20 protein-coding genes and 1 pseudogene are annotated in these 22967 nt (G+C 61.6%); 15 read left to right on the plus strand and 6 right to left on the minus strand.

The genetic code is table 11. The features are described from left to right. The first annotated feature begins 130 nt into the window (after positions 1–130). Together ASG20_RS06730 and ASG20_RS06735 are read left to right on the plus strand one after the other, a co-directional pair. Complete coding sequence (locus ASG20_RS06730) at positions 131–562, plus strand: DUF2147 domain-containing protein (RefSeq protein WP_443025882.1); 432 nt, start codon at positions 131–133, stop codon at positions 560–562. 24 nt (positions 563–586) lie between these two features. Then, positions 587–1411, plus strand: coding sequence for a TauD/TfdA dioxygenase family protein (locus tag ASG20_RS06735; RefSeq protein ID WP_056050063.1), 825 nt, complete (start codon positions 587–589; stop codon positions 1409–1411). A 344-nt stretch (positions 1412–1755) separates the two neighbouring features. On the opposite strand, the gene ASG20_RS18940 is transcribed toward ASG20_RS06735, so the two are convergent. Then, positions 1756–2772 (minus strand): ATP-binding protein, encoded by a 1017-nt coding sequence (locus tag ASG20_RS18940; RefSeq protein WP_082470835.1) that lies wholly within the window; start codon positions 2770–2772, stop codon positions 1756–1758. Between the two features lie 415 nt (positions 2773–3187). Further along, on the minus strand, positions 3188–4501 hold the full coding sequence (locus ASG20_RS06745) for a hypothetical protein (RefSeq protein ID WP_056050064.1): 1314 nt from the start codon (positions 4499–4501) through the stop codon (positions 3188–3190). Between the two features lie 845 nt (positions 4502–5346). Between ASG20_RS06745 and ASG20_RS06750 the strand changes: the two genes are divergently transcribed. After that, complete coding sequence (locus tag ASG20_RS06750; RefSeq protein ID WP_201780690.1) at positions 5347–6957, plus strand: GMC family oxidoreductase; 1611 nt, start codon at positions 5347–5349, stop codon at positions 6955–6957. 599 nt (positions 6958–7556) lie between these two features. Here the strand turns inward: ASG20_RS06750 and ASG20_RS18945 are convergent. Both ASG20_RS18945 and ASG20_RS06765 read right to left on the minus strand, forming a co-directional pair. Next, positions 7557–8624, minus strand: a pseudogene (locus ASG20_RS18945) (IS3 family transposase). A 257-nt stretch (positions 8625–8881) separates the two neighbouring features. Continuing rightward, the gene (locus ASG20_RS06765) at positions 8882–9487 is read right to left on the minus strand and encodes a DNA-binding protein (RefSeq protein WP_056050069.1); all 606 of its coding nucleotides are present in this window, start codon (positions 9485–9487) and stop codon (positions 8882–8884) included. Positions 9488–10812: 1325 nt separating this feature from the next. Here ASG20_RS06765 and ASG20_RS06775 point away from each other — a divergent pair. The 3 genes from ASG20_RS06775 (at position 10813) to ASG20_RS06785 (ending at position 13982) form a co-directional block, all read left to right on the plus strand. Beyond that, positions 10813–11226: a hypothetical protein gene (locus ASG20_RS06775; RefSeq protein ID WP_156364057.1), complete on the plus strand. Its 414-nt coding sequence runs from the start codon at positions 10813–10815 to the stop codon at positions 11224–11226. Next, positions 11223–11813: a hypothetical protein gene (locus ASG20_RS06780; protein WP_056050075.1), complete on the plus strand. Its 591-nt coding sequence runs from the start codon at positions 11223–11225 to the stop codon at positions 11811–11813. The genes ASG20_RS06775 and ASG20_RS06780 overlap by 4 nt, the downstream gene beginning before the upstream one ends. 69 nt (positions 11814–11882) lie before the next feature. Continuing rightward, positions 11883–13982 (plus strand): hypothetical protein, encoded by a 2100-nt coding sequence (locus ASG20_RS06785; RefSeq protein WP_056050077.1) that lies wholly within the window; start codon positions 11883–11885, stop codon positions 13980–13982. A gap of 274 nt (positions 13983–14256) precedes the next feature. Here ASG20_RS06785 and ASG20_RS19300 read toward each other — a convergent pair whose 3' ends face one another. Continuing rightward, positions 14257–14448, minus strand: a complete 192-nt coding sequence (locus ASG20_RS19300) for a hypothetical protein (protein WP_156364059.1) — start codon at positions 14446–14448, stop codon at positions 14257–14259. 75 nt (positions 14449–14523) lie between these two features. Here ASG20_RS19300 and ASG20_RS06790 point away from each other — a divergent pair, with 75 nt between their 5' ends. The 8 genes from ASG20_RS06790 to ASG20_RS18950 all read left to right on the plus strand — a co-directional run bounded on the left by ASG20_RS06790 (position 14524) and on the right by ASG20_RS18950 (position 21779). Then, entirely contained in the window at positions 14524–15177 is a 654-nt protein-coding gene (locus tag ASG20_RS06790) for a hypothetical protein (protein WP_156364061.1), read from the plus strand. A 46-nt stretch (positions 15178–15223) separates the two neighbouring features. After that, positions 15224–15880 (plus strand): hypothetical protein, encoded by a 657-nt coding sequence (locus ASG20_RS06795; RefSeq protein WP_056050081.1) that lies wholly within the window; start codon positions 15224–15226, stop codon positions 15878–15880. 59 nt (positions 15881–15939) lie between these two features. Beyond that, the gene (locus tag ASG20_RS06800; RefSeq protein WP_056050083.1) at positions 15940–16794 is read left to right on the plus strand and encodes a hypothetical protein; all 855 of its coding nucleotides are present in this window, start codon (positions 15940–15942) and stop codon (positions 16792–16794) included. Positions 16795–16892: 98 nt separating this feature from the next. Then, positions 16893–17423 (plus strand): hypothetical protein, encoded by a 531-nt coding sequence (locus ASG20_RS06805; protein WP_056050084.1) that lies wholly within the window; start codon positions 16893–16895, stop codon positions 17421–17423. Between the two features lie 770 nt (positions 17424–18193). Then, positions 18194–18544 (plus strand): hypothetical protein, encoded by a 351-nt coding sequence (locus tag ASG20_RS19305; RefSeq protein ID WP_156364063.1) that lies wholly within the window; start codon positions 18194–18196, stop codon positions 18542–18544. A 752-nt stretch (positions 18545–19296) separates the two neighbouring features. Then, positions 19297–20178: an AraC family transcriptional regulator gene (locus ASG20_RS06815; RefSeq protein ID WP_056050088.1), complete on the plus strand. Its 882-nt coding sequence runs from the start codon at positions 19297–19299 to the stop codon at positions 20176–20178. Positions 20179–20247: 69 nt separating this feature from the next. Beyond that, complete coding sequence (locus tag ASG20_RS06820; RefSeq protein ID WP_056050091.1) at positions 20248–20814, plus strand: recombinase family protein; 567 nt, start codon at positions 20248–20250, stop codon at positions 20812–20814. After that, the gene (locus ASG20_RS18950) at positions 20811–21779 is read left to right on the plus strand and encodes a helix-turn-helix transcriptional regulator (RefSeq protein ID WP_156364065.1); all 969 of its coding nucleotides are present in this window, start codon (positions 20811–20813) and stop codon (positions 21777–21779) included. The genes ASG20_RS06820 and ASG20_RS18950 overlap by 4 nt, the downstream gene beginning before the upstream one ends. 17 nt (positions 21780–21796) lie before the next feature. Here the strand turns inward: ASG20_RS18950 and ASG20_RS19780 are convergent, their stop codons facing one another. Further along, positions 21797–21943 carry a hypothetical protein gene (locus ASG20_RS19780; protein ID WP_201780691.1) on the minus strand — a complete coding sequence of 49 codons (147 nt, stop codon included), beginning with the start codon at positions 21941–21943 and terminating at the stop codon, positions 21797–21799. A 9-nt stretch (positions 21944–21952) separates the two neighbouring features. On the opposite strand from ASG20_RS19780, the gene ASG20_RS06830 reads away from it, so the two are divergent. Next, entirely contained in the window at positions 21953–22813 is an 861-nt protein-coding gene (locus ASG20_RS06830) for a serine hydrolase domain-containing protein (RefSeq protein WP_201780692.1), read from the plus strand. Positions 22814–22967 lie beyond the last annotated feature (154 nt).

Consider the following 22967-nt stretch of genomic DNA (forward strand, 5'->3'; position numbering starts at 1 on the left):
GCGGTTTCGACATCGTCGCTCCATCGCGCCTCCATCACCCGTTGCTTTGTACGGACCGCCGGGATCGTCCCGGTCGACAAACGGCGTGCCTCGCTTTGGCTAGTCTGGGCGGCGGCGCTTGGGAGGTAGAATGATGGCGATATTTCATACGCTCGGCGCTGGCACGCTCGCGGCGCTCCTGATCAGCTCGGCTACGGGCGCGATCGCCGCGACGCCGGTGACCGGCACCTGGATCACCGACGAGGGCAAGGCGTTGGTGCGGATCGAGCCGTGCGGCCCGGCGGTCTGCGGCAGGATCGTCAAGATCCTCAAGCACGAGCCCGGCAAGCCGACCACCGACATCGCCAACCCCGACCCGTCGAAACGGCATAACCCGATCGAAGGCAGCTTCATCCTGACCGGGTTCACCGACGCGGGATCGGTCTGGAAGGGCAAGATCTACAATCCGGACAGCGGCAAGACCTACACGGCGAAGCTCGCCCGCAACCCCGACGGCACGCTGAAGGTCGAGGGATGCGTCGCATTCCTGTGCCGTGGACCGACGTGGCAGCCCGCCCGCTGACCCCCCGCATCGCAGGAGCATGACATGACGACGCTACGCACCGAGATCGTGAAGGACGCCATCGCCAGCCGCGTCCTCAACGACAAGACCGACCTACTTGCGGGTCATCTCGCCAAAGATATCCGGGCGCTGCTTGAGGCCCGCGGCGTCCTGGTTTTCCCTGAGATTGATTTTACCGAAGCCGAACAAATCGCGTTCACCCGGACGCTCGGGATGCCCGCGTCGGAAGGCAGCGATGGCAAGACCACCGCAAAGATTTCGCTGGATGCAAAGCAGAACCCGGAGACGGCGGAGTTCCTGAAGGGATCGCTCTACTGGCATATCGACGGCACCAACAGCGACGTGCCGATCCTCGCTTCGCTCCTGTCGTGCGTCGTGCCGGCACCGAGCGGCGGCAATACTGGCTTCTGCAATACCTATGCGGCCTATGACGCTCTGCCCGCTAGCCGACAGGCGGAGTACGATCCTCTGCGCGTCATCCACGCACCTTGGGCGTCGCTATTTTACTACCGCCCCGAACCCAGCCTCGACATGCTGACGGCGATGCAGTCGCTCGGCGAGAAGGAGTTGCCACTGGTGTGGACGCACGCCTCGGGACGCAAGTCGCTCATCCTCGGCTGCACCGCCCTCAACGTGGTCGGGCTGGCCCCGAAGGACAGCAGCGCACTACTCGTCGGCTTGCGCGAATGGGCGACGCGCGAGGAGTTCAGCTACAGTCACAACTGGATGACCGGCGACTTCGTCATGTGGGACAACACCGGAACGATGCACCGTGCCGAACCTTATGACCCCGCGTGCGGCCGTTTGATGCTGCGGACGAAGCTTGGGGGTGACGAACCGTTTGCCTGATATCACGAGGTAAATTTACGCATGGTTCATCCTGAACCAAGTTCCATGGCGCTTCTGGCCGATGACCCACACGTGGTCATCCAGCGCCTCCCATGCAGCGCACAGTTTCGGTCGTTTGTTCATGTTGCCGAGCACCGCCAGCAAGCAACCGCGTCCGCCACTCGGGACCGCAATCGACAGCATTTCTGTTCGGTCCGACGACGCCGGGGGCTGGATACGGCTGACCACCTTCTCCGCATGTCTCACCGCTAGGATCGCACATAGCCTACTTACCGGCGAATACCTCGGTTCCGAAGATACCACCGCTTAGGATGTCAATTTGCCCTCAGCCGGAATGACCCCCGTCAGACTTCAACTTGCGCCTCGACCTCAACGCCAGCAGCGATCGCGGTCTCGACCCAGAGATCTTGCTCTACATCGCCCGCGTCGATCGTGAGGATCAGCGCATAGCGCATCATGCCATTCGTGCGGTCTCGGTCGCGACTGGACTTCCACCATCCGCCGACCGGGAAGATCGCAATGCCATTGCGATCGGCAAGATCTGCTGCCGAGCAGCGCCACTCGTCAAGATGGAGCGAACCCGCAGATATTGACCGCTCGCCAAGCAGCCGCCCCGGATCGGCGACGTCACCCAACAGATCGTCCTCCTCGTCCGCCACGGCTGCCACGGCCGCCACGGCCGCCAGCGCGTTAACGCGCGCTTCGAACCGCGCTTGTGTTTCGTTGCGTCGTCGCAGGTCAAACCGAAGCGCGGCCCCGCGCTTGCCCCCAATCGCGTCAAACTCATCGAAGAGATAGACTGCTCGCATCTGCGCGATTTGATCGAACACGAGGCGCAGCTTCGATGCGCTCTCCCCCAGGAAACGGGTGATGACACCGTCCAGTCGGACTGTGAACAGCGGGAGGTGCAACTCGCCCGCCAGCGCGCTCGCGGTGAGCGTCTTGCGTGATCCTGGTGGGCCGACGAGCAAAAGGCGTGAGCTCGGCCGCTGATTGTACTCGCGCAGCCGACCACGCTGCTTTTGCTGCACGACATGGCGCAGAAGACGAGTGCGCACCGCCTCGGTTAAGGTCATGTCATCGAGCCGCGTCTCACTGTGAGTAACGTGGACCAATCCTTCGAGGTCGCCCCGCGGCTTGACCAGCGGCGTCGCTATGGCAATTCGAGGCAGCGTAGTGGGCGCAGTTGTTGCCCCGCTCTCCCGAGCCGTGTCGACAAGCCTGCGCAACGCCTCGGCGGTTTTGGTGTGTCCCTGACGAGCTTCCGACGCCGCAATCTGCAAGGCAACCGTGTAGACTCGTTCTGCATCACCTTCGACCTGTCCGGACAGGAGGGCGATCACCTGCTTTGCACCAGCCATCACTCCTCCTTTCCCGTTCACTCGGACCCCGATGATCTGCATTAGCAGATTGGCTACGTCGATGCAGATGTTCCTCACATTCTCTTAAGATTGCGGTTTGCCTCCTGTTCGTCCTCGAGCCAGCGGTCGATCCCGGCGGGCATCGTCGCCACTTAAATGCCCTGCCCTGCACTGCCTCATGAATGAACGGCAACTTACGTCGATCGACATCCGAAAACGGACAGGCGGTTTTCCACCAATTTCGCCGAAACGCAGATGGTCTGCATTCACCAGACCGGTCACATCGAAGCCTAAAACGTGGCCAAATCTGCCCGAAAGGCCGTAACAAATCAGAGGAAAACGCTCGTACGCCCCCGCGAGGAGGGCTCGCGGACCGGTGAACGGCCCGCGCCCTGATGGAGAGACCGGTTCCCGGTCAGCTCCGGTCGTCGTCTTCAAACTGGACCGGCTGCGGCTTGCGCCGAGCGTTGGGCTTGGCGCGCCGCACGTTGACGGACGCTGCGCTGATCATGTTCTTGATGTGAGCGGCATAGTGCTTCTGGATCATCTCGACGCTGGTGCGGCAGTTATGGGCGACGGCATACACATCGGCCCCCTCCATCAGCCGGAGACAGACATAGGTATGGCGGAGCGAATAGGCGGTACGCGCCTTGCCATCGCGATCGAGCTTGAGGCCGACCTTGTCGAGAATGCCGTTGAAGAGCTTCACATGATTGTCGGGGAAGACCTTGTCGGTCGGCTTAGGCAGTTCAGGCACCGGCGTCTCCGGCGCTTGCGTGACCCCCTCCACTTCTCGACGCCTGCGCTGCCGGCGGGTTTCACCCCGAACCGGCTCCGGACGTCCTAGCAGACGCTCATAGGGGCGAACTGCGTTCGGCATGCTCTTGCAGAAGCCGACGCCGCGCTTGCCCCGTACTTCGATCTCGAGAATGCGCTGTCCGGTTTCATCGTCGATGACGATCTCGACATAGCGGTGCTCGAGATTGGATGCCTCGTCCGGGCGCAGGCCGGTGTTGGCCATGAACAGCACATAGTCATGCACCTGCTCGGCATTCCAGCAATAGTGCTCGTGGAAAGGCTCCTTCGCATAGGCACCGGTAGCATTGTAGAGCTGCCTGTACTCGGCAGGGCTGAACCAGGGCCGATGCTCGACCTTGCTGGAGGCGCGGTACGGGCTGGATATGTCCGGCACGTGCGACATCCAGCCGTGACGGACCGCGGTATGCAACACCTGTCGAAGAGTTACGATCTCATTGTGGACGGTCTTCCAGGCGGGCGCCTTGTCGGTCACCGGCCGATTGCCGAGCGAGTGAGGGTTGGCCACGCCGCGTGAGGACATACGATGCACGCGATATTGCTGTACCCTGCCCGCGGTAATTTCCGAGAGCCCCATGTCGCCAAAGAACGGGACTAGGTGGATCCGCAAGCGGATGGCATGACTCTGGGTCCAGCGCGCGCTGCGTTGACCCTCGGTAATCACCTCATACTCGCGGGTGAACTGTGAGGCCGCTTCTCTGAAGGTCTTCTCGCTTTTCAGAACGGCAGCATGAAGTTTGCCCCGCAGCCCGAGATACCAGTCTTCCGCCACCTGCTTGGCAAGCGACAGACTATCCGTCCTGGTGCTCGAGCGGCGCTGCTTGTTGCCGACCGAGGCTGAGCAATGCCAGCTTCCGCCCTCTGCCCGCCTGTAGATCTGGACTTTTCTGCCGAGGATTTCGTGCCGCTGCATGACGACGCTACCGGTTCGTAGCGGACCAATGGGCACAGTTTTTTACAACTGCCGGCAAAAGTCAAATTTGTGCTAGCGGCGTGCTAACGCAAAAAGCCCCCAACTCGCGGAGGGGGTAGCTGGTAAGCGACTGTCATAATTGGAATTTTGATTGCGGGGACAGGATTTTACCGCTGCAGAACTCGCTTCCCGCTATTCGGCAGCACTATTGTCGGCCGGTGACTAACATCGAAACGGCGCTACGATATCTAGCCCTCCGCGAGGATATTGATTGTTTTTTGACCACAATGATTGGCTTTGCATCTGTGCGGCTCTTGCAGGGGCGTAGCTCGTTGCCGGACAAGACTGGTTCTGCAGGGACCGTGCCACTTCCCTGTGCCGCCATGGATAAGCCGATACGGGGCATAAAAGACATTCAGGTCCGTGGCCTCGACCTTGGTATCGCTCGCGGACACGCTGGTGTCCGTTCGTGAACACCAAGCGCTCAGTCAGACGGTGAGGGCGGCGGGCTTGCTTAAATGCCCTAGCGTGAAGCTGAAGGTCGAGCGCCGTGAATAGCGGATCCAGCCGTACCGTCTCTACGCCTTGGCTTGTCACCGTCCGGCAGCACCCTTTCTAGCGGAAGAGGCCGGCGTCGCGATTGTAGCGAAAAACAATCCGGGGTTTGACACGGGACTTCATTAACTGGGTCGCCGTCGCCGCGTCGATCCAGCGGCAGTCTCGGGTGCCGCCCAACGTCACCGTCGCCTACCGACATGCGCATTTTCTGACAGGCGTGCGTGCATCCTGAAAGGCGAACGAAGTTCCCTGAGCTACTTCTTCGCCGTCAAAAACCGAGAAGCATGGTGACCCAGCGGATCGAGACCGGATCAACTCATGATCCGGTCGACCATCGAGTGGCCCGTCCCCCGCGCAACGAAGGAAAGATCATGGACGTGACACGAAGAACCCTCATTGGAACGGGCGCGCTGGCAGCGGCATCGTTGGCCGATCGACGCGTTCTCGCTGCGGGGCTGATCGCCGATGTCGTGATCATCGGCGGCGGCTCGGCGGGCGCAGTTCTGGCTACCCGGCTGAGTGCCGATCCCCGGCGCCGCGTCCTGCTACTCGAGGCTGGCCCCAGTTTCGCACCGGACGGCTACCCCGACGTGCTGACCAATCCCGGCGTGGTCGGGACACCCGACTTCGACTGGGGATACAGCAGCGACGACGAGGCCCGGCTGGGCCATGACATTCCGCTGCCGCGCGGGAAGGTGCTTGGCGGCAGTTCGGCTGTGAACGGAACCGTAGCGATGCGCGCCAAGCCATCGGACTTCGCGCGCTGGACTGCGCGCGGCATCGCGGGCTGGTCCTGGGACGACGTGTTGCCCGCCTTCAAGGCCATGGAGAACACCCCGTCGGGTGCCAGCGGTTGGCATGGACGCACCGGTCCCTTTCCGATCCGCCAGCGCTCGCTCGACGAGCTCACGCCGTCGTCACGCGCCTTCGTCGCTGCAGCAAGGGCAACCGGGCTGTCGACCGTCGATGATTTCAACGGCGCTGAAGGCGATGGCGCAGGTGCGTATCCGCTGAACGTCGTGGGTGGCGTCCGGATGAACACCGGCACGGTCTATTTGACGGCGGAGGTCCGCGCGCGACCGAACCTGGCCATCCGCGGCGGTGCCGAAGTCGATCGTATCATCTTCTCCGGCAAACGCGCGACCGGTGCGCGCCTCGTGTCCGGCGAGATCGTCGACGGCGGCGAGATCATCCTGTCCGGTGGAACCTTCGGGAGCCCAGCGATCCTGATGCGTTCCGGGATCGGGCCCGCCGCCAATCTTCGCGCGCTCGGCATCCCGGTGATCGCCGACCTTCCCGTCGGACGGCGTCTCCAGGACCACCCGTTCTTCTACAACGTCTACGCGCTCAAGACCCTCGACAAAGGCATGCTGCCCGCCGCGGGTGCGTTGGCCTGGACCGGTTCCTCCGGTGCCGCCCGGGGCGATCTCGATCTTCAGGTATCGGCCACCCACTTCATCGATCCGAAGGCGAGCCCGACCGGCGGCGCGATCGTGCTGGCGGCGGCGGTGACGCTGCCGAAATCGATCGGGTCGTTCGAGCTCGCGTCGCGCGATCCGACGGTGCCGCCGCACATCGTCGCGTGTGAACCTGCACGAAGTTCGTCGCGGACCATGGCGCCCAGCAATGCCACGCGACGGTCGACGAGGGGCAGCGCGTCTGAGTTCACGGTGGCGCCCGGCAGGTCGAGGTCGGACTGTGCCAGACGATCAAGCCAGACCTGCGACAGCGAGAACGCCGCCACCTCCTTGGGGTCATGCCAGCGCGCCCAATGGTCCGCGCCCGCCGGGATGATTTCACACGCTCCGCTTGCAGCCGAAGCGGTGCGCAGCCGTGTTCCGCCAAGTCGCGACTCACGGTTGTTGATCGGCTTGAACGACAGCAGCACGATATGGTGAGGGATCGTCTGGCTGATCTCGTCAGCGTCTCGCCGGTTCCACGACGCCGTACCGAATTCAGATATGACCTGTCGCCCCCAGTTTGGGACCGGCATATCCGCCGTAGCGATATGCGGCGTTCCCGCGGGGCGGGCGTCTGACATCGTTATTCTCGATATTAGCTGCAGACTTTCTGTCAGCGATACGCGGATTCTAAAGGCCGAGACAACGACTGTCGACTAGATTCCGTCTATCAGCAAGCATCAACGCTATAGCCAATGAGCGCCTATACAACAACTTTGACGATAAAGGTGCCGCGCTGCGATCGGCAAGCCACGCAAAGACATTATTTTTATCCGACATGGACAATCGGTCTAATCGACAAACATAATTATAACTTAAATATTACGTATCCATCCATTACAATAACTTAAGTATATTTTACCGAAGGCCCACGACGGCACGGGGATGGGGCTGAATTGCCGGGTCGGCTATGTCGCGAGGGGCGCCTGATGGTGGGCTAACGTGACCCCCCGCTTTTTATCCAGCAGCGACCAGAATCGATCGTTGTTTGAGGGTCCCCCGGTTTCTCATCCAACGTGAAGGTGAGTTTCCGGCGTTCATTCAGCCGCTTTGATGGCCGCTGCAGCAGCATATTCGACCGGCGTCATCCAGCCAAGCGATGTGTGAGGGCGCCTCTCGTTATGGTCCCGTCGCCAGGCCTCGATCTTGGCTCGAGCGTCGGCGATGGAAAGGAACCAATGCGCGTTCAGGCATTCGTCGCGAAGGCGACCGTTGAACGACTCTACGAAGGCATTGTCCGTCGGTTTGCCCGGTCGGCTGAAGTCCAACGTCACGCCATTCTCGTACGCCCAGCGGTCGAGTGCCTTCGAGATGAATTCCGGACCATTGTCCACGCGAATGGTCTTGGGCGCGCCGCGGATCGACGAGATTCGTGCCATCGCCTCGACCACCTGTTCGCCCTTGATGCCCTGGTCGAGGTCAATTGCCAGAGCTTCGCGCGTGAAGGCGTCGACCACGGTCAGCGCTCGTAACCGCCGACCGTCGACCAGGGCGTCCGAGCCGAAATCCACTGACCACATCTCGTTCGCCGCCAACGACGCAGGTTGCCGCTCACGGTTGGCAGCGCTGACGTTGCGCCGGGGCTTCTTGAGCCGAAGGCTCAGTCCATCATCACGGTAGAGCCGGTAGAAGCGTTTGTGGTTCACGATCCATCCTTCCCTGCGCAGCAGGATCTAGATCCGGAAATAACCATAGCGCGTTCGCGTCGCCGCCAGATCACGGATGCGCATCACCAGCGCCGTCTGGTCCGCTTGTGGGAAATGTAGCGCACCGACGACCGCTCGACGCCCAGCGCCGAGCAACTGCGCCGCTCACTTAAAGCATTGGACGCCTGGACGTACGCGACGAGCTCGCGCTGTCGTCCAGGCGTCAGAGCTTTTTGCCCAGAACGTTCTGCAGGATATGTTTGTCGAGGCTGAGGTCCGCAACCAGCTGTTTCAGCTGCCGGCTGTCGTCCTCCAGCTGCCTCAGGCGCCTCAAATCGCCAACGCCGCGACCGCGGTACACCTTCTTCCAGTGATAGAACGTCTGCTCCGAAATCCCCATTCGCCGGATGACTCAGCCACCGGCGTACCGGTTTCCGCCTGCTTGAGCGCGAAGAGAATCTACTCGTCTGTGCACCTAGATTTCTTCATTTCCAGCTCCCTGACCGAAGGCTTCTCAACCTCAGAAAACTCTCGCTCAAAATGGACTTATAAACAGGGGACCTTCAAAAGATTGAAATGGAATGGTCGTGCCGATCGCGGACAAAATCCATCGCCGTAACGAGGAAAACGGAAGGCCAAGGTCGGGCCGTCAACTCCGTCTCTGACACGCCGCCTACGCAGGCAGGCTCGCCGAGCGAGCCCGCACGCCTGACTCATCAGCGCTGACAAGCTCCATCATCCTTGCTACTGGTACTGTCGAACAAGCCCGGCTGGCTATCGTCCGCCAACGGTGCACCCGGTTCCGGCACAGCCCGGTCGGCAAAGCCGGCAAGCAGCTGCGCACGGTCTGCTTTCAGGAGCTTCACCTCAACGACCGCCGTCGCCAGCGCCGCCTTCGTCTCCGCGAATTCTCCGCGGATCAATTTTAAAGCGTCGGCATGGTCGGCGTTCGTTGTCTCCAGTTCTGCTACGGCTCTTACCAGGTCGTCACGCTCGCCGCGAACGGCTTCGAGCTCGTCCTGCAATGCAGCGTTCTCCACCGCGGTTGCCTGCCGCTCGGTTTCCAGCTCGGTGCTGGCCACACGCTCGCAGATTGCGACGATCTGCTGCCGTGCGGTGTCGGAGAACACCAGCACTTGAACTGCAGACCGGTCATCCAGGCGCATTTTCCAGTCGCGCACCATGTCATAGGCGGTAGTGCGCGAGCCAATCCCGCCAAGGTTTTTCCACACCAGCGAACCGGTGATGCCGCGGATAGGCACACCGGCTACACGCAACGCATTGCACTGTCCGTCAACGTCTTCTTGAAACATCTTCTTCATATTATTCACCAGAGATCTGGTCCCTGCCGGTACGTCGCCAGTATCTTTGTACGACGATGTACATGTACGTACCGTACGGATTGTACCGCCTGTACGGCGCGCCGGGTCAGGTAACGCATTGCCTTAAGCAGCGAGAAATCACCGCAATCGAGTCGGCCTTCTGCCGGCAGGCAACGCTAAGGCGCGCTCCAATGCTGTGGAGGCGCCACCAGCATCCGGCGCTGAAAGGGCGTCGGCTCCCTTCGAACGAGGACTGTCCAATCCACTGCGTCCACGGTAACGTCATAATATAGACGGTGCAACGTCGCCAACCACAGCAGCGTAAAGTAATATTTTGACCGGCCAATGGCCGCGCTCAATAGCTGGGCAACCAGACCGAAGATTTCCGGCAACATTCCGCCGCATGCGACCGTCGCGCTTACGTCGCCATCGAGTGGGAGGTCATGGCAGCTGGGCTTGATCACCCAAGGTATTTTAGGACGGCGACCAAGCCAGCGCCAGAAGGTACGTAAAGTTTTTCTGCGACCGCTTCGATTGGGCGCGTCTTGTCGACTGCCCCTTCTCAGGATGGCAGTCTCTCCCTATAAGAAGTCTGCAGTCAGCACGATTATGTGCGGTGCTTCGCCCCGAGCAGCGAAGCTGATCAAAACGCTGCGGCATGTCGGATGCTGCTCATAGGCAAGCTGCCCAAGCGGTGCGGGCTTGTTGGTTCGAAGCGGGGCGGATGTCTCGTTCGAGCATTACCGGAAAGGGTCCGAACCTTCTCCTTCACCGCAGTCCAATGTGCTGCTGCTGATGGAGCATTGCATGCCCGCTCGCCCTTCCGCCGAAAACTACCGGTTGCCTGCCCCCCGCTTTCCATCGTTCTCGATGCCGGACACCCCAATTTTGCAACGCCCGATTTCCCCGAAAATGGGAATCAAAATGTACCGGGTGCCGCCAGGGGGCTGCAAAGCTAGAAATGAGGGGCTCATTTTCACCCCCATTTTTGGGGAAGCATCCCATTTCCCGGAAGACGCGGATAAAAAACTTTTAATCTTCTTCGTCAGCCACTTAGGGTGCCACGAGAATATTTCAGTCCCATTTCCGGGGACGCTATGCCGGGAACCGTGCGCCCGGCATGGAAAAGTACAGCAAGTCGTGTCGTGTCCACCGCGCTTCGCGCCGGGCCGTCTGTCGCTTCGGTCTGTCCGGCCCTCGGTGGAACGACGGGACTTGACGGGAAGAGGCAGCCCCCTTCCCACACCCTCTCAGCACAAGCCGACGTTTATACATGCCCCTCATCCCGGCCCGCGCCCTCAAACTCAGGTTCGGGGAGATGCTCGATGAGCAGCACCTCAGGATCCGAACAGCGTCAGCGGCACCGTGATGTGCGCATCCGCTTGCGCAATGAAGATGAGCTGGACCAGTTCGATCGGCACGTGAAAAACGCGGGCTTTTACGGCCCCCATGCGCGCGGCGACTGGCTACGCAGCCATCTGCCCGGCGTCATCGTCCGGCCTACGCCGCCGCCAGCTCCACCAGCGGCAAATCCGTGGGCCGATACAATTGCTGCCATTGACGGGCTGGCGAACGAACTGGCCGATATTCACCTGCTGGTGGACCGCCTTGTAACGGGAACCTTGCGTTTCGCAGACCCCGACAGACTGCGCGACACCTTGCCCAAAACTGTCGCCGCCATCCTCGCAAAGGCTGATGCCGTCATCGGCTTCATGCACGCCCGGATCGATGGGCAATGATCATAAAGGTCAAGCAAGGTGACTCCGCCGAAGGCCTTCTGGAATACCAGCGTCGCCTGAAGGGAACACCGGAAGAGCAGGCCGGCGTTCGCGTCTTCGCGAAGCAGGGCATTCACAACGTCGAAAATGCGGCAGCCGTCTTGGATCGGCTAGCGACAAAGAGCGGCCGCAAGAACGCAATCGTGCATCTCATCATCCGCGCGGAGCGCGGACTCAGCGATCTCGAATGGAATACCGCCATGATCGCGGTGTTAGACGAAGCTGGCCTGTCGGCCCATAGGTGGATTGCCTTCCTTCACGATCATGACGACGATGACCCAGGCGACCACATGCATATCGCAGCAGTTGCGGTGGATCGCGAGGGTAATCCGCCGCCGCGATTTCTGCGGTCAGAATCGCTCGAGCGCCGCGTGACCCGTAAGGAAGCGGACGCGCTTCCCCGCGGCGACGTCAGTAGCCGTGCCTGGGATAGCCAGTTGCGGCGTCGTTTGATGTCAACCGCACGGCGTCTCGAAGACGAACTGTGTCTGCGTCCGCTGGCGCGAGACCGTGCAGCACAGGCCGAGCCGGTGCCGGACAAGGCATAAAGCAGCCAGGGCGGGCGCGACCGTCAACGCCGCACCGGCATTCCGCCCCTGGCCGATCTGCTCGACACGGTGGCGACCCAAGAAGCGCTGGACGAGGCCGACTACGACGCGCGTGCCGTGGCGCTCGCCAGACTCGGCCTCGCGCTGCGCCCCTTTATTCGAAAGAACGGAGACATGGCTGGACTGCGCCTTCACCGCATCTCCGATTTGCGCCTGCATTGCCCGGTATCCGCGCTCGGCGGCCGCTACAGTTTAAAGGCACTCGACCAGCGGTCGCCCGTCGCATTCGCAAGCTGGTACCGCAACGAAACCTCGATCTCGCCAGATGTTCCGGATCGAGCAGCTGCGAAGGCCGAACCGCTCCAGACGCGGTACCAGGACTACACGTGCGACGTCGCGGTCCAACAGCGTAAGATACGCGAAGCGCGCATCGCTCTGGCGACGTGGCACAAGAGTGAACGTGCCAAGGCATTGGCACGAAGGAAAGCCGCCGTTCCTGCCTCTGCAACCAGAAGCGCACGACTCCTAAGAGCCGCTGCAACCGCGAGCTACCACCAGCAACGCGCACAGATCGACGCTGAAGCCACCAGGCAGCGTGAAGCGCTCGACGCCGCCTGGGTACGCCGGAAAGATTTTATCAGCTGGCTTGCGATCGAGGGGCAGACCGATCCGGCGGCTGCTCGTAACTATGAAGCACTGCGCAAGCGTGGCGCGGCAATGCTCCCCTCCCCCGTTGCCGCCTCATCCACCATACCCAATGCGTCCACGGCGCCGATAAGCACCGAGCCGGCCCCACCCGCGCGTCTGTCGCCGGCAGACTATGCCGCGATCGTGGCGGAGCAGGAGCACCTTATGCGTCAGGGCAATGCCCTGTTAGCTGCGGCGGCGATACTGCAGCAGGCCCGCATCATTAATGCGCTTACCGAACGGCTGGACGCCATCGGCGTCAAGCTCATCTTTGACGCGGACCGGCAGGACCGACGGGTGCATGTCACGCCGGACGAAGTGCGGATCGACGACAAAACGATGATGACCGTGCGGGCAACTGGATTACCCCACCCCGTGCTGGATCACGCGCAGGCCACTCATACCGCGCAGATCGAAGAAGAACGACGTCTGGCCATCGCCATCCACTGTGCCGAAGGAATACCTCAGCGCAGCGGCGAAACCCCGGCGTCCTGGTTGCAGCGCATCTTCGAGGGGTCACAGCCCACCCGTTGGCTGACGCCGGCGCAAGATGCTGCGGTTCGCCGTGGATGGGAGGCGCAAGACGATGACATGCCCCGACGACCTGCGCAGATCGTAACAACTGCGCTGATCAACTTGGCTGCGGGCACACCTGCACCGCCTTTATCTCCACCGAACAAAGCGGAGAGGCATCCGCCGCTCCACACGGTCCCGCCGGAGCCGCAACCCGCCGTTCACGCCCACCAGCCAGCCCTCCCATCCCCGCCTTTTGTGGCGCCCCACCATGGCCATATCTATGAAGCTATGGCCATGATGAGAACGCAGCGACTGGTGACCACGCCGCCGCTTAATGGCGAGGACGTCGGGCAGCCCGAGAAGGGCGCATCCGCACCGGTAGCAATTGGTCCCGCATTTAACGGGGGCCAGCCTCTGAAGAAGGCACGGGCGACACCGCCGCAACCCGCGACGCCGGTCGTGACGCCGCAACCAAATACCAAACCGAGCGCGAGGGTACCCGCCACGGCCGAAGCGCCAATCTCGACGCCAGCTTTTCCCGCTTCCGAAGCCAGGGCCATGGTTTCTCAAGAAGCGATGCTTATCGCACAGTGGTTGAGGGCATCGGAAGCGGCCGAGACCGACCCGACCCGCCGAAGGCATAGCGAAGCCCTCGCAGCGCAGCTTATCGCCAGCGACGATCTCGCAATTCTCGCGCCGGAGATGCAGGCGCGGGCCAACCGTGAAGCCGACGCCCACCAACGCCGGAGGGCGCAGGAGACACGAGACGCAGTCAAGGGTCAGGCGAGTCAACCCGCCTCCGCCGCCATCTCACCTATGCCTGTGCCACCACATTCACCGGCAGAAGCGCCACCCTCGCCTCTGTCTCCGGACCGGGATAAACCACGCGACCCGGCTGGTAAGAGCAACCGCCCGGCCGAGCTCCGGCATTTCGGAAACAATGCCGATCCGTGGCAACGTTCATGATCATCCCCGCAGTCTTACGAGCCGCGCTGATCCGTCACGTCGTGATTTACCATTCCCTATCGATGCGGCGGCCTTCGCCGGTGCCCCGCTGCACCGAGCCGTCCCCAAAGTGCGTGACCGTGACCAGCTTACGGCAAACCGTGTGATAGCGGTTGTCGACCCGGGAAATCATATGTTCGAAACCTACCGTAAAACTGGCGAGGGCGCCTTTAGCAGGGCGCCCTAGACATACGCGTCCAGATCAACGTGAAACACCTCCGGCTAGGGGCAATCCTTATCCGAAAGCGGCAGCCCGCAGCATCTTGGTCGGTGCTGCCATGTCGGCAGCGTGGAAAAGAGCGCCGACGGCGCTGATCGTAATGAAGGGGTGAAGCGAAGGTTTTGAAGAAGGGAAAAACAGATCGGCATACGCCGGCTGTCCCAGGTCAGAATCTTCATCGCCACCAACCGGTTTACCGCCGGTCATTCCCAAACCAAGTCGCGCTTCCCAGCCGGCCGCATCAGCGGCGCGGCCGGTCGGCGCGCGCCTTCGGAGCTCACCATGCTTCCCACACCTGTCCTCACCACATTGACCGTTACGCGGCTCGAGATCGGGCACAACCTTGGCCTCGACCGCGCCATTCCGGTCGGTGCCGCCGTACTCACCGCCCGCCTCACGGGCGCCAGCGTCCGCTTCTCGATCGCCAGCCATATACTGCAGCCCTCCGACGCAGCGGACAATCTGGTGCTCTGGCTCGACCAACATCTGACCTCACCAGATGCGACGATCTGCGGCTATCGGCTGACTGAGGCTGCTGGTTTGCTGAGCCGGCTACCTGGTGCCGACTGGTCACCGGCCCTGCGCGCTCTTTCCGGATGCGGCGTCCAGCCTATTCTCGACCTCACAGGCCGTAGCCATGACGGCCCGCTGACCTTCGGGCAGGCATGCGGCCTTTCGCGCATCCTGTACGCACCTGCCGATCCGGACGAACGCTTCGCCGCATGGTGCCGGTCCGACACCGATCGCATCGATCATCACGCGCAGGTCGATGTGATCGCGGCCTTCCGCCTCGTGCTGCGCCGGGTCGCGGCACTCGATCCGATGGAGCGCAAAATCTCCGCCGCTATGTCCGCGCACTTCACCACCTGGCTGTGCGCCTCGCCCAATGCCGCTGCGCGCGCGCATGTCATCGATCTCGGCACCGCCGCCAGCTGACCCACTCCGGTCGCGCCTCGCAGCTGGCCCCATCAAGGAATTACCAATGTATCTTATCGACATATCGGTCGAGCGGCGCGGCTTTGTGCCTGCTTCGACCGCGCTCGCCGTGCGCACCATCGCGTGCTGCCCCGGTGCCTGCCATCGTCCTGATGGTCGGCTTGTCACCGGGATCGGCGTGCTTACCGTCACACCGAACGCCGAGTACGGCGTTGCCTTCGCTGCCGACGCGCGATGTCTCCGTGAAGGCGACACCGTCACCGACCTAATGGACTGGCTAGAGCCCCATCTGCCGGCCGATCAGCACATAATCAGCTGGCACAATTGGGGTTCGGTTCCATTTCGTCTGCGTGCCCTCGCTGACCCTTCACGCCATCCGCAGATCGTCGCGGCCACGCAAGATATAGGGGGTCGCTGGCGCGATATGCCGACAGGTCACACCTGGTCCCTGCGTCAGGCTCGCGCATGCCACCTGCCTTGCCTGTGCGGACCCAATGCCCGCATCGACGAATGCGATAGCGCTATGCCCGCTGTCCTGCTGCCGGACCCGGTCGCCACGGCCACCGCGCTAATCAGCGAAGCGGTTGCCGGCTGGCAGGCCTGGGCGCGGATTTTCGGCAACTTCGATGACGCCGACCACCCCGCGCAAGCTGCGTTGCGCGACCTCGATGCGTGGCGCGCAGGCGAGCCCAATGCGCGCTGATCCCTGCCTTAATCCCGGCCTTCCTCAATCGCGGACCGAACGTCCGCAGGAGAACCACCATGAACTACGATATCACCTCGCTCTGGAAGAGCACCTCGCCTCGCTTCGTCGTCGTCCTTGATGCCGAATGCGCCTATGACCATGAAGCACATGGCCGCTATCTGGCGGCCGAGCGTTGCACGCCCGCCGACATCGCCGATCTTCATCCGCGCGACCGACGTCACGACCCGCGCGCTACCCCGCGCTGGCCCTGCCGCCGGATCACGACCCTGTCGTGGCTGGTAATGACCGAGGCAGAGGACGGCTTGCGCCCGGTGCGTTTGGAGACCCGCAGCCTGCCCGAGCAAGATGAAGCGTCCATTCTGAAGAGTTTTTTCGATGACATGGAGCAGCTCGGCAGCGTTCAGCTAGTCACCTGGGGCGGATTTCACACTGATTTGCCGCAGATTTTGATCGCCGCAATGGATGCCGGTCTGCGGCTGCCTGCCTCACTGGCCGGCCTTATGACGCCATGGCGTCGCGATGCCTCCGGCCACCTCGATCTGTGCACCGAGATCTGCGGCGGCGCGACCCCGGCACATCTCGCGGAGGTTGCAGCTCGGCTGAACATCCCGGCCAAGCTCACTTGCCGGCCAAACCTCGTCAGCCAACTGATGGAACATGGCAAGTGGGCATCGGTGCGGAGCGTCTGCGAGGGGGATGTGCTGTCCTGCGCGGCGTTGTTGATGCGCCGGCGGCACCTTTCCGGCGCAAGTACTTCCGTCTTCGAAGCCATGCGCCGGCTGACCGGCTTCGTTGTCGAGCACTGCGACCATCGCAGCTATGCCGCGGACTGGCGCCGCTACGGCGAACAGCTCTTTCATGACGTCATGACGTCAGAAACGGCAAAGCTCGATGCCCTCGCCGAGAACTAAAACTGAACAAAAGGGGAAGGTACGCCCATTGGAGGGCGGAAAACAAGAAGATCGGCCCAGGCATCCGCCTGGGCTGATCGATCAGAGAAAGGCAACACATGACCGAACGTACCCCGCAGCAACAGGCCGCTAACATCATGGCTGCAGCCGCCCACCTTCTCGTCGGCCAGCCCGGCCGAGCGGACGAACTCAATCGCACCCTCGCGATTATGGTCGGCAGCCCCATCGACACGCTCAATCTGCTCCACTGGGCCGACTGGGTCCGCTGCTCGAAGCGGAACATCCTCCACTTCTCGTTCCCGGAGGAATACTCGCCGCTCCCAACCATCGCGATGGTGGTCGTCGACGAGAGCGACCGCGCCCTCATCGCAGAAAGCTGCTGGCTCTGGCTCTCGCAGAGCGGCGGCCAGTGCTGGATCATCCCGGACGGCGAAGGCTGGGGTGCATACCGCGTCAACGCCGACCTCGCGCTCGAGCATCACGCGCGCCCGCCGGTGCGCTTCGGAAGCAAAGCCGCCGAGAAAGGCTATATCCGCGCATATCGACGCCTCAAAGATATCGCAGATGAGCAGCTTGCGAACTGCGTCGAATTGTCGTCGCCGGTCTGGCTGGAGAAACGAGCGGCCTGAGGTCAGGCCTTGGGAACGTCCGGCGTCGTCCTACAGACGGCGCCGGAGCCGCGGCACGTAAACCGCGCTTCTCCAGGCACGCGGACATCGTCAGAAGGACAGGTGTAAGGAATGGAGAAAGGAAAAATAGAAGATCTCTTCGAGAGAAGTACCGATCGGAAGTTACCGATCGGTAAAGACGCGCTGCTGCCCGCATCTTTTTTTCTACTTGTGGCTTTCGGGCCACGCTGACGGCGCGCGCTCGCGCCGCTTCGATCTGTCTGATCTCATTCTATTTTTCCTTTCCATATCTTGCACAATCCTGCTGCAGGCATGGAAAAGAAGGCGCATGGTTAACAACGCGTTAGTGCTGCCGACCTATCAATGCAGATCCCACGGCGGCCAATACAGTTGGCACGCGTTGGCTGGTTCGACGGGTCGGACGCGATGCCTTTGGTGCCGTATTTGATGCAAAGCGCGTTTTGCCAGCAAAGAACGCTTAGTAGATCGCTGTTCCGACCCAGAACCGGACGTTCACGCCCCTTCCCTCGCTTCCCAACTTCGGACGCTAGTTCATCTTTGCGCATGATCGATTTGAAGCCCGGCTATCCGCTCGCGAATGTCGTGATAAGGAAGGAAAGCGGCCGGGCGGCTTTCGGGGCCGCACCCTGGTAAACCTGCCATCGAATGCGCTCGCCAAAAATGCATCAATCCGTGAATGTCGCATCAGGAAGCAGGATATGGCGAACAGAAATCATATGTCATAGACGACAGATCGAAGGAGACCTGCCTTGTTCGTCGTCGCCCTGCTGCTTCAAGTCGCCGCCTCGCGCCCGTCTGCTCCTCCTTCGCCCTCAATTGGTGAGACGTCTGCCTACTGGCGCTCACTTCAGCCGGTCTCCTTTGCCAAACGCGAACGCGTTCTTTGTCGCACCATCGGCGAGGTTAATGCCGAGTTCGAATATCGCGCTGGAACAGTAAGGGTTGTTGACATCAACGGGCTTTCACATCGCCTTTCCGCAGTTGAGCGCTCGAAGATCGACCGTGCCCTTGTTGGTCTTGGATGGTTGGATAGAGTTTCGATTGGATGCAATCTCGATCACGACGTGCTCATTACCGCCGCTGGGCGACCCTACGCCTAACGAGGGCGTTCAATGGCGCGGACACTCAGCATTGTCTGGGCACGGGACAAAATGACGGGAATAGGGGGTAAGTCACAGCCTGAACAGGAAGTGGGACCAGATTTGTATGCGCCAAATTGATGCAAAATCTTTGATTTTTGCACCACGAATGACCGGAATGGGAAGGAAACCAGACCGGCTGCATTCGGGAGGGCGGGTGGCGATAGCCGACATTGGGCAGCTGCCGCCATTCCCAAAAAGGATCGAGAGATGGGAATTGCTTGGACGCCTAATCAGCGGTGTGGCCGGATTCAGGGGTATGCGATGTAGAGAGGGTATCCCTCAACCACCCCGCGCAACCGGCTTACGAAATTCGGCCCGCAGTAAGCTAGCGGCCAAGATACCCGCGAAAATCGCCACCCCCTGTCGGAGGGGGTCGTGCAGCCGACCAACGATGCTCATCACTTCTGTCAGGAGCGCCCCAATCAGCATAACGCAGCAGCAGAAGATTTTGACCTTGTTTTGCACGTCACGCAGTCCTTTGCCTTCTTCGGGCAGGTAGGCGTTCGCATTGTGCGAAAGTCAACCGCTGACCCGACACCGCTACTTAGCGCGATACGCCATTCTCGCAAACGAAGGGCATGCGAGACGGCTTGGGCGTTCTCGACTAGCAGCCTTTGCGAGAACGCATGGATCGAACGCAGAACCGCAAGATCGGTCGAGCGCCTCCGATCCAAGTACGTCTAACTGGCGCCGCCACGGAGGACAGGACGATGAAGGCGGTGGTTCACAACTACCATGCCCGGATGCAGCGGGTGCTGGATCACATTGACCGGCATCTGGACGACGATCTGGACCTGAATGCGGTGAGCGGCGTCGCCGCCTTCTCGAAATACCACTTCCACCGGCAGTTCACGGCGACCTTCGGGCTTTCCGTGCATCGCTACGTCCAGCTCGCCCGCATGAAGCGGGCATCCTACCGGCTGGCCTACAGGGACGCGCAGAGCGTCACCGACATAGCGATGGATGCCGGCTACGACGCCCCGGATGCCTTCGCCCGTGCCTTTCGGCAACGGGTCGGGCAGTCGCCCTCGTCGTTCAGGAAGGCTCCCGATTGGGAGCCGTGGCTTGCGGCCTTCGGGCCTCTCGACAACGCGAGGAGCAAGCTCATGCAGACCACTTACACTATCAACGATGTAACGATCCGCGACGAATCGCCGACATCCGTCGCGATCATGGAGCATCGCGGCGACCCGGCGACGATCGGCGCTACCATCCAGCGGTTCATCGCTTGGCGCAAAGCGACTGGGCTGTCACCCAAGGTCAGCCCGACCTTCAACGTCTTCCACTCCGATCCGCGCACGACTCCTCCGGCCGAATACCGCATGGACCTGTGCGTCGGCACCGATCGACCCATCGAGGCGAACGGCGAGCGGATCGAGGCCGGCACCATCCCCGGCGGACGCTGTGCAGTGCTGCGCGTCGTTGGCAACACCGACAATTTAGAGCCTGCCGCCCTGTATCTTTACCGCGATTGGCTACCCACCAGCGGTGAGGAGGCACGCGACTTTCCGCTCTACTGCCAGCGCATCGCCTTCTTCCCGGAGGTGCCGGAGCATGAGGCGGTCGCGGAGCTGTTCCTGCCGCTCAAATAGCCTGCCGGAGGGCGGCTCGCATCCTTGTCTTGGAGTCGAAGAGTCGCCCCTCTCACGTAGGATGCACCCATGCTGATCGGTTACGCCCGTGTTTCGACGACCGACCAAGATTTGTCGCTGCAACTCGACGCCTTGGCAAAGGCCGGTTGTGAGAGACTGTTCACCGACAAAGCGAGCGGCGCGAAAGTCGATCGACCGGGCTTGGCGGAAGCGCTGCATTTCGCACGCGCAGGAGACACCCTCGTGATCTGGAAGCTCGATCGGCTTGGCCGCTCGATCCGAGGTCTCATTGAGCTAGCAGCGGGCCTTTCCGCTCGCAACGTGGACTTCCGATCTCTCACCGATGGGTTCGACACAGCCACTCCTTCTGGGCGGCTCCTTTTCCACATATTGGCTTCAGTCGCAGAGATGGAACGTGAGCTGGTGAAGGAGCGCACGATCGCGGGCTTGGCGGCAGCTCGCGCGAAGGGCGGCACCGGTGGTGGCCGAAAAGCAGCAATGACGCCCGACAAGATCGACACTGCGCGCAAGCTTCTCGCAGCCGGGGACAAGCCTGCCAAAATAGCGAAGCTGCTCCAAGTCGGCCTATCCACCTTCTATCGCCACTGCCCGGCCAGCGACGGCCTTCCCGATTGAGGATCGAGTTTCAGGAACGCCGGGAGCTTCCCGAAACTGTCCCGCTTGCAAAAATGAGAAGCGATGTGTGCTGCCCGGTGTTGGCTGGCGCGATAACCAATGTTGTGCAAACGTATTTCATGGTTCTCAGGCGGGGAAGAATGGATTTCTGGGGCAGTGGCCCAGAGGGCCGGCAGGCCGGGGGCTTCAGCTTCCACGTACTGAACGCGAACGCGCCCGAAGAGGAAGTTCGACGACATAGCCATGATGAAGCACATTTCGTGCTCGTGCTTGCTGGAGGCTATATGTCGTCGGCGGGCGGCGCCCCACTGGTGTCCGACACACCGGTTCTGATCTACAACCCACCCGGCACGACACATCAGGATCGGTTTCACGGCGGCAGGGGGCGCTTTCTCGCCATATCCGGCGGGACGGGCTCCGAGGCCGCTGCTCTCTGCATGCGCGATCCCTATGCTTATCGACTTGCCCATGACATCGCGCATCAGATCGACGCGGCGCCACCTTTCAGGTTGGAAGCCTGTGCCCTGCAACTTCATGGCATCGTGCTGCCGCTATCATCCGACGAGGCGCAAGAGGCGAAACATCCTCCGGGCTGGCTAACCCGTGCCGTCGAAATGATATTCACCAGCGACGATCCCGATATCTCAGTTGTCAGGGTCGCAGTAGCTGTCGGGGTCCATCCTGTTCATCTTGCCCGTGTGTTCAAACGTTTTCTTGGATGTTCGCCCGGCGAATACCTGCGTGGCCATCGATTGGAACGAGCCGCAGCGATGCTTGGAAAGGGTGTCGCCTCGCTCGCGGACGTCGCGCAATCGGCAGGCTTTGTCGATCAGCCCCATCTGGCCCGAACCTTCCGATCCCGTCTCGACACCACTCCTGCACAGTGGCGCAAGAAATCACGGTATGTTGCGCGGATACAAGACGCAGACGCCGCCATGCCGCAGGGGCCGGTCAAAGCCCTTTAGGAAGCCGGCCAGTGATTTCAGTCAAAGTTGTCATCCTCGCGCTTGGCGCTGCCGCGCTGTGCGCTACGGCTCCTGCGCCGCATATCGATCCCGCTCTCGATAAGGTTCTTGCGGCCTTCAAGCATGACGACCATCCCGATCTGCGCGTAGTCGTAGTGCTTCACGATGGCCGGGTGGTTGCGGAGCGCTATTACAATGGCGAGACGGCTAATACCCTTCACGACATCCGCTCAGCCGGAAAGAGCGTCACCGCCCTGATGGTCGGAATAGCGATCGACCGGGGCAAGATGCACGGGGTGGACGACACGGTTTCCACCTATTGGACGGAATCCAAGGGCAGCGCGATCGGCGATGTTGCCATCCGGGACGTCCTGACGATGCGGTCCGGGCTGGCCGCGTTCGATGAAGATCCCGCGTCACCGGGCAACGAGGACAAGCTCGATGAGGCCCCAGATTCGCTGGCGTTTCTGCGTTCGGTCCCCCGCGTCGATCCGCCGGGGTCGCGATATCGCTACAACTCGCTCACCGCCTATACCGCCGGTCTCGTCGTCGCGAAGGCGACCGGACAATCGATGGCCGATTTTGCGCGGACTTCGCTGTTCCGGCCGCTGGGTATTCGCCGCTGGGAGTGGGCATCGGATGCCGCAGGCTATACCAAAGGCCAAGGCAACCTGTCCCTCACGACCCGCGACTTCGCGGCAATCGGCGAGATGGTGCGTGGAGAAGGCCTGTATCGAGGACGCCGGATCGTCAGCGCGGGCTGGATACGAGACGCGCTCGCTCCGAAGGTCAGCATCTCCGCCAGCGACCCTTACGCCGAGGGCTATGGCTATTTCTGGTATTCGAAGGTTCAGCAAATCAATGGCAAGCCGGTCCCGGTCTCATTCGCGTCGGGCAACGGCGGTAACAAGATATATGTGGTCCCGAGCCGCCATATGGTCGTCGCGATCACGTCCAGCGCGTATGGCCATGGCTATGGCCAGCGCCGTTCAGAAGCGATCCTGAAGGCCATCCTTGCAAAGGGTCGCCCATAGCCACCGGACTTGGTTAGGCGAATGTCGCACGCGCAAACGCACGATGATTGAGAAGCCGGCTGCCTTCTCGGAATCGATCTTAATTTGAGAATAACCGAGTTTAATCGCCATCTGTCATCTTGGTGCCAAAAATGGAACGGTTTGCAGCAAGCCT

Origin of the sequence: Sphingomonas sp. Leaf198 (assembly GCF_001424005.1) — a bacterium.
Classification (GTDB): Bacteria; Pseudomonadota; Alphaproteobacteria; order Sphingomonadales; family Sphingomonadaceae; genus Sphingomonas.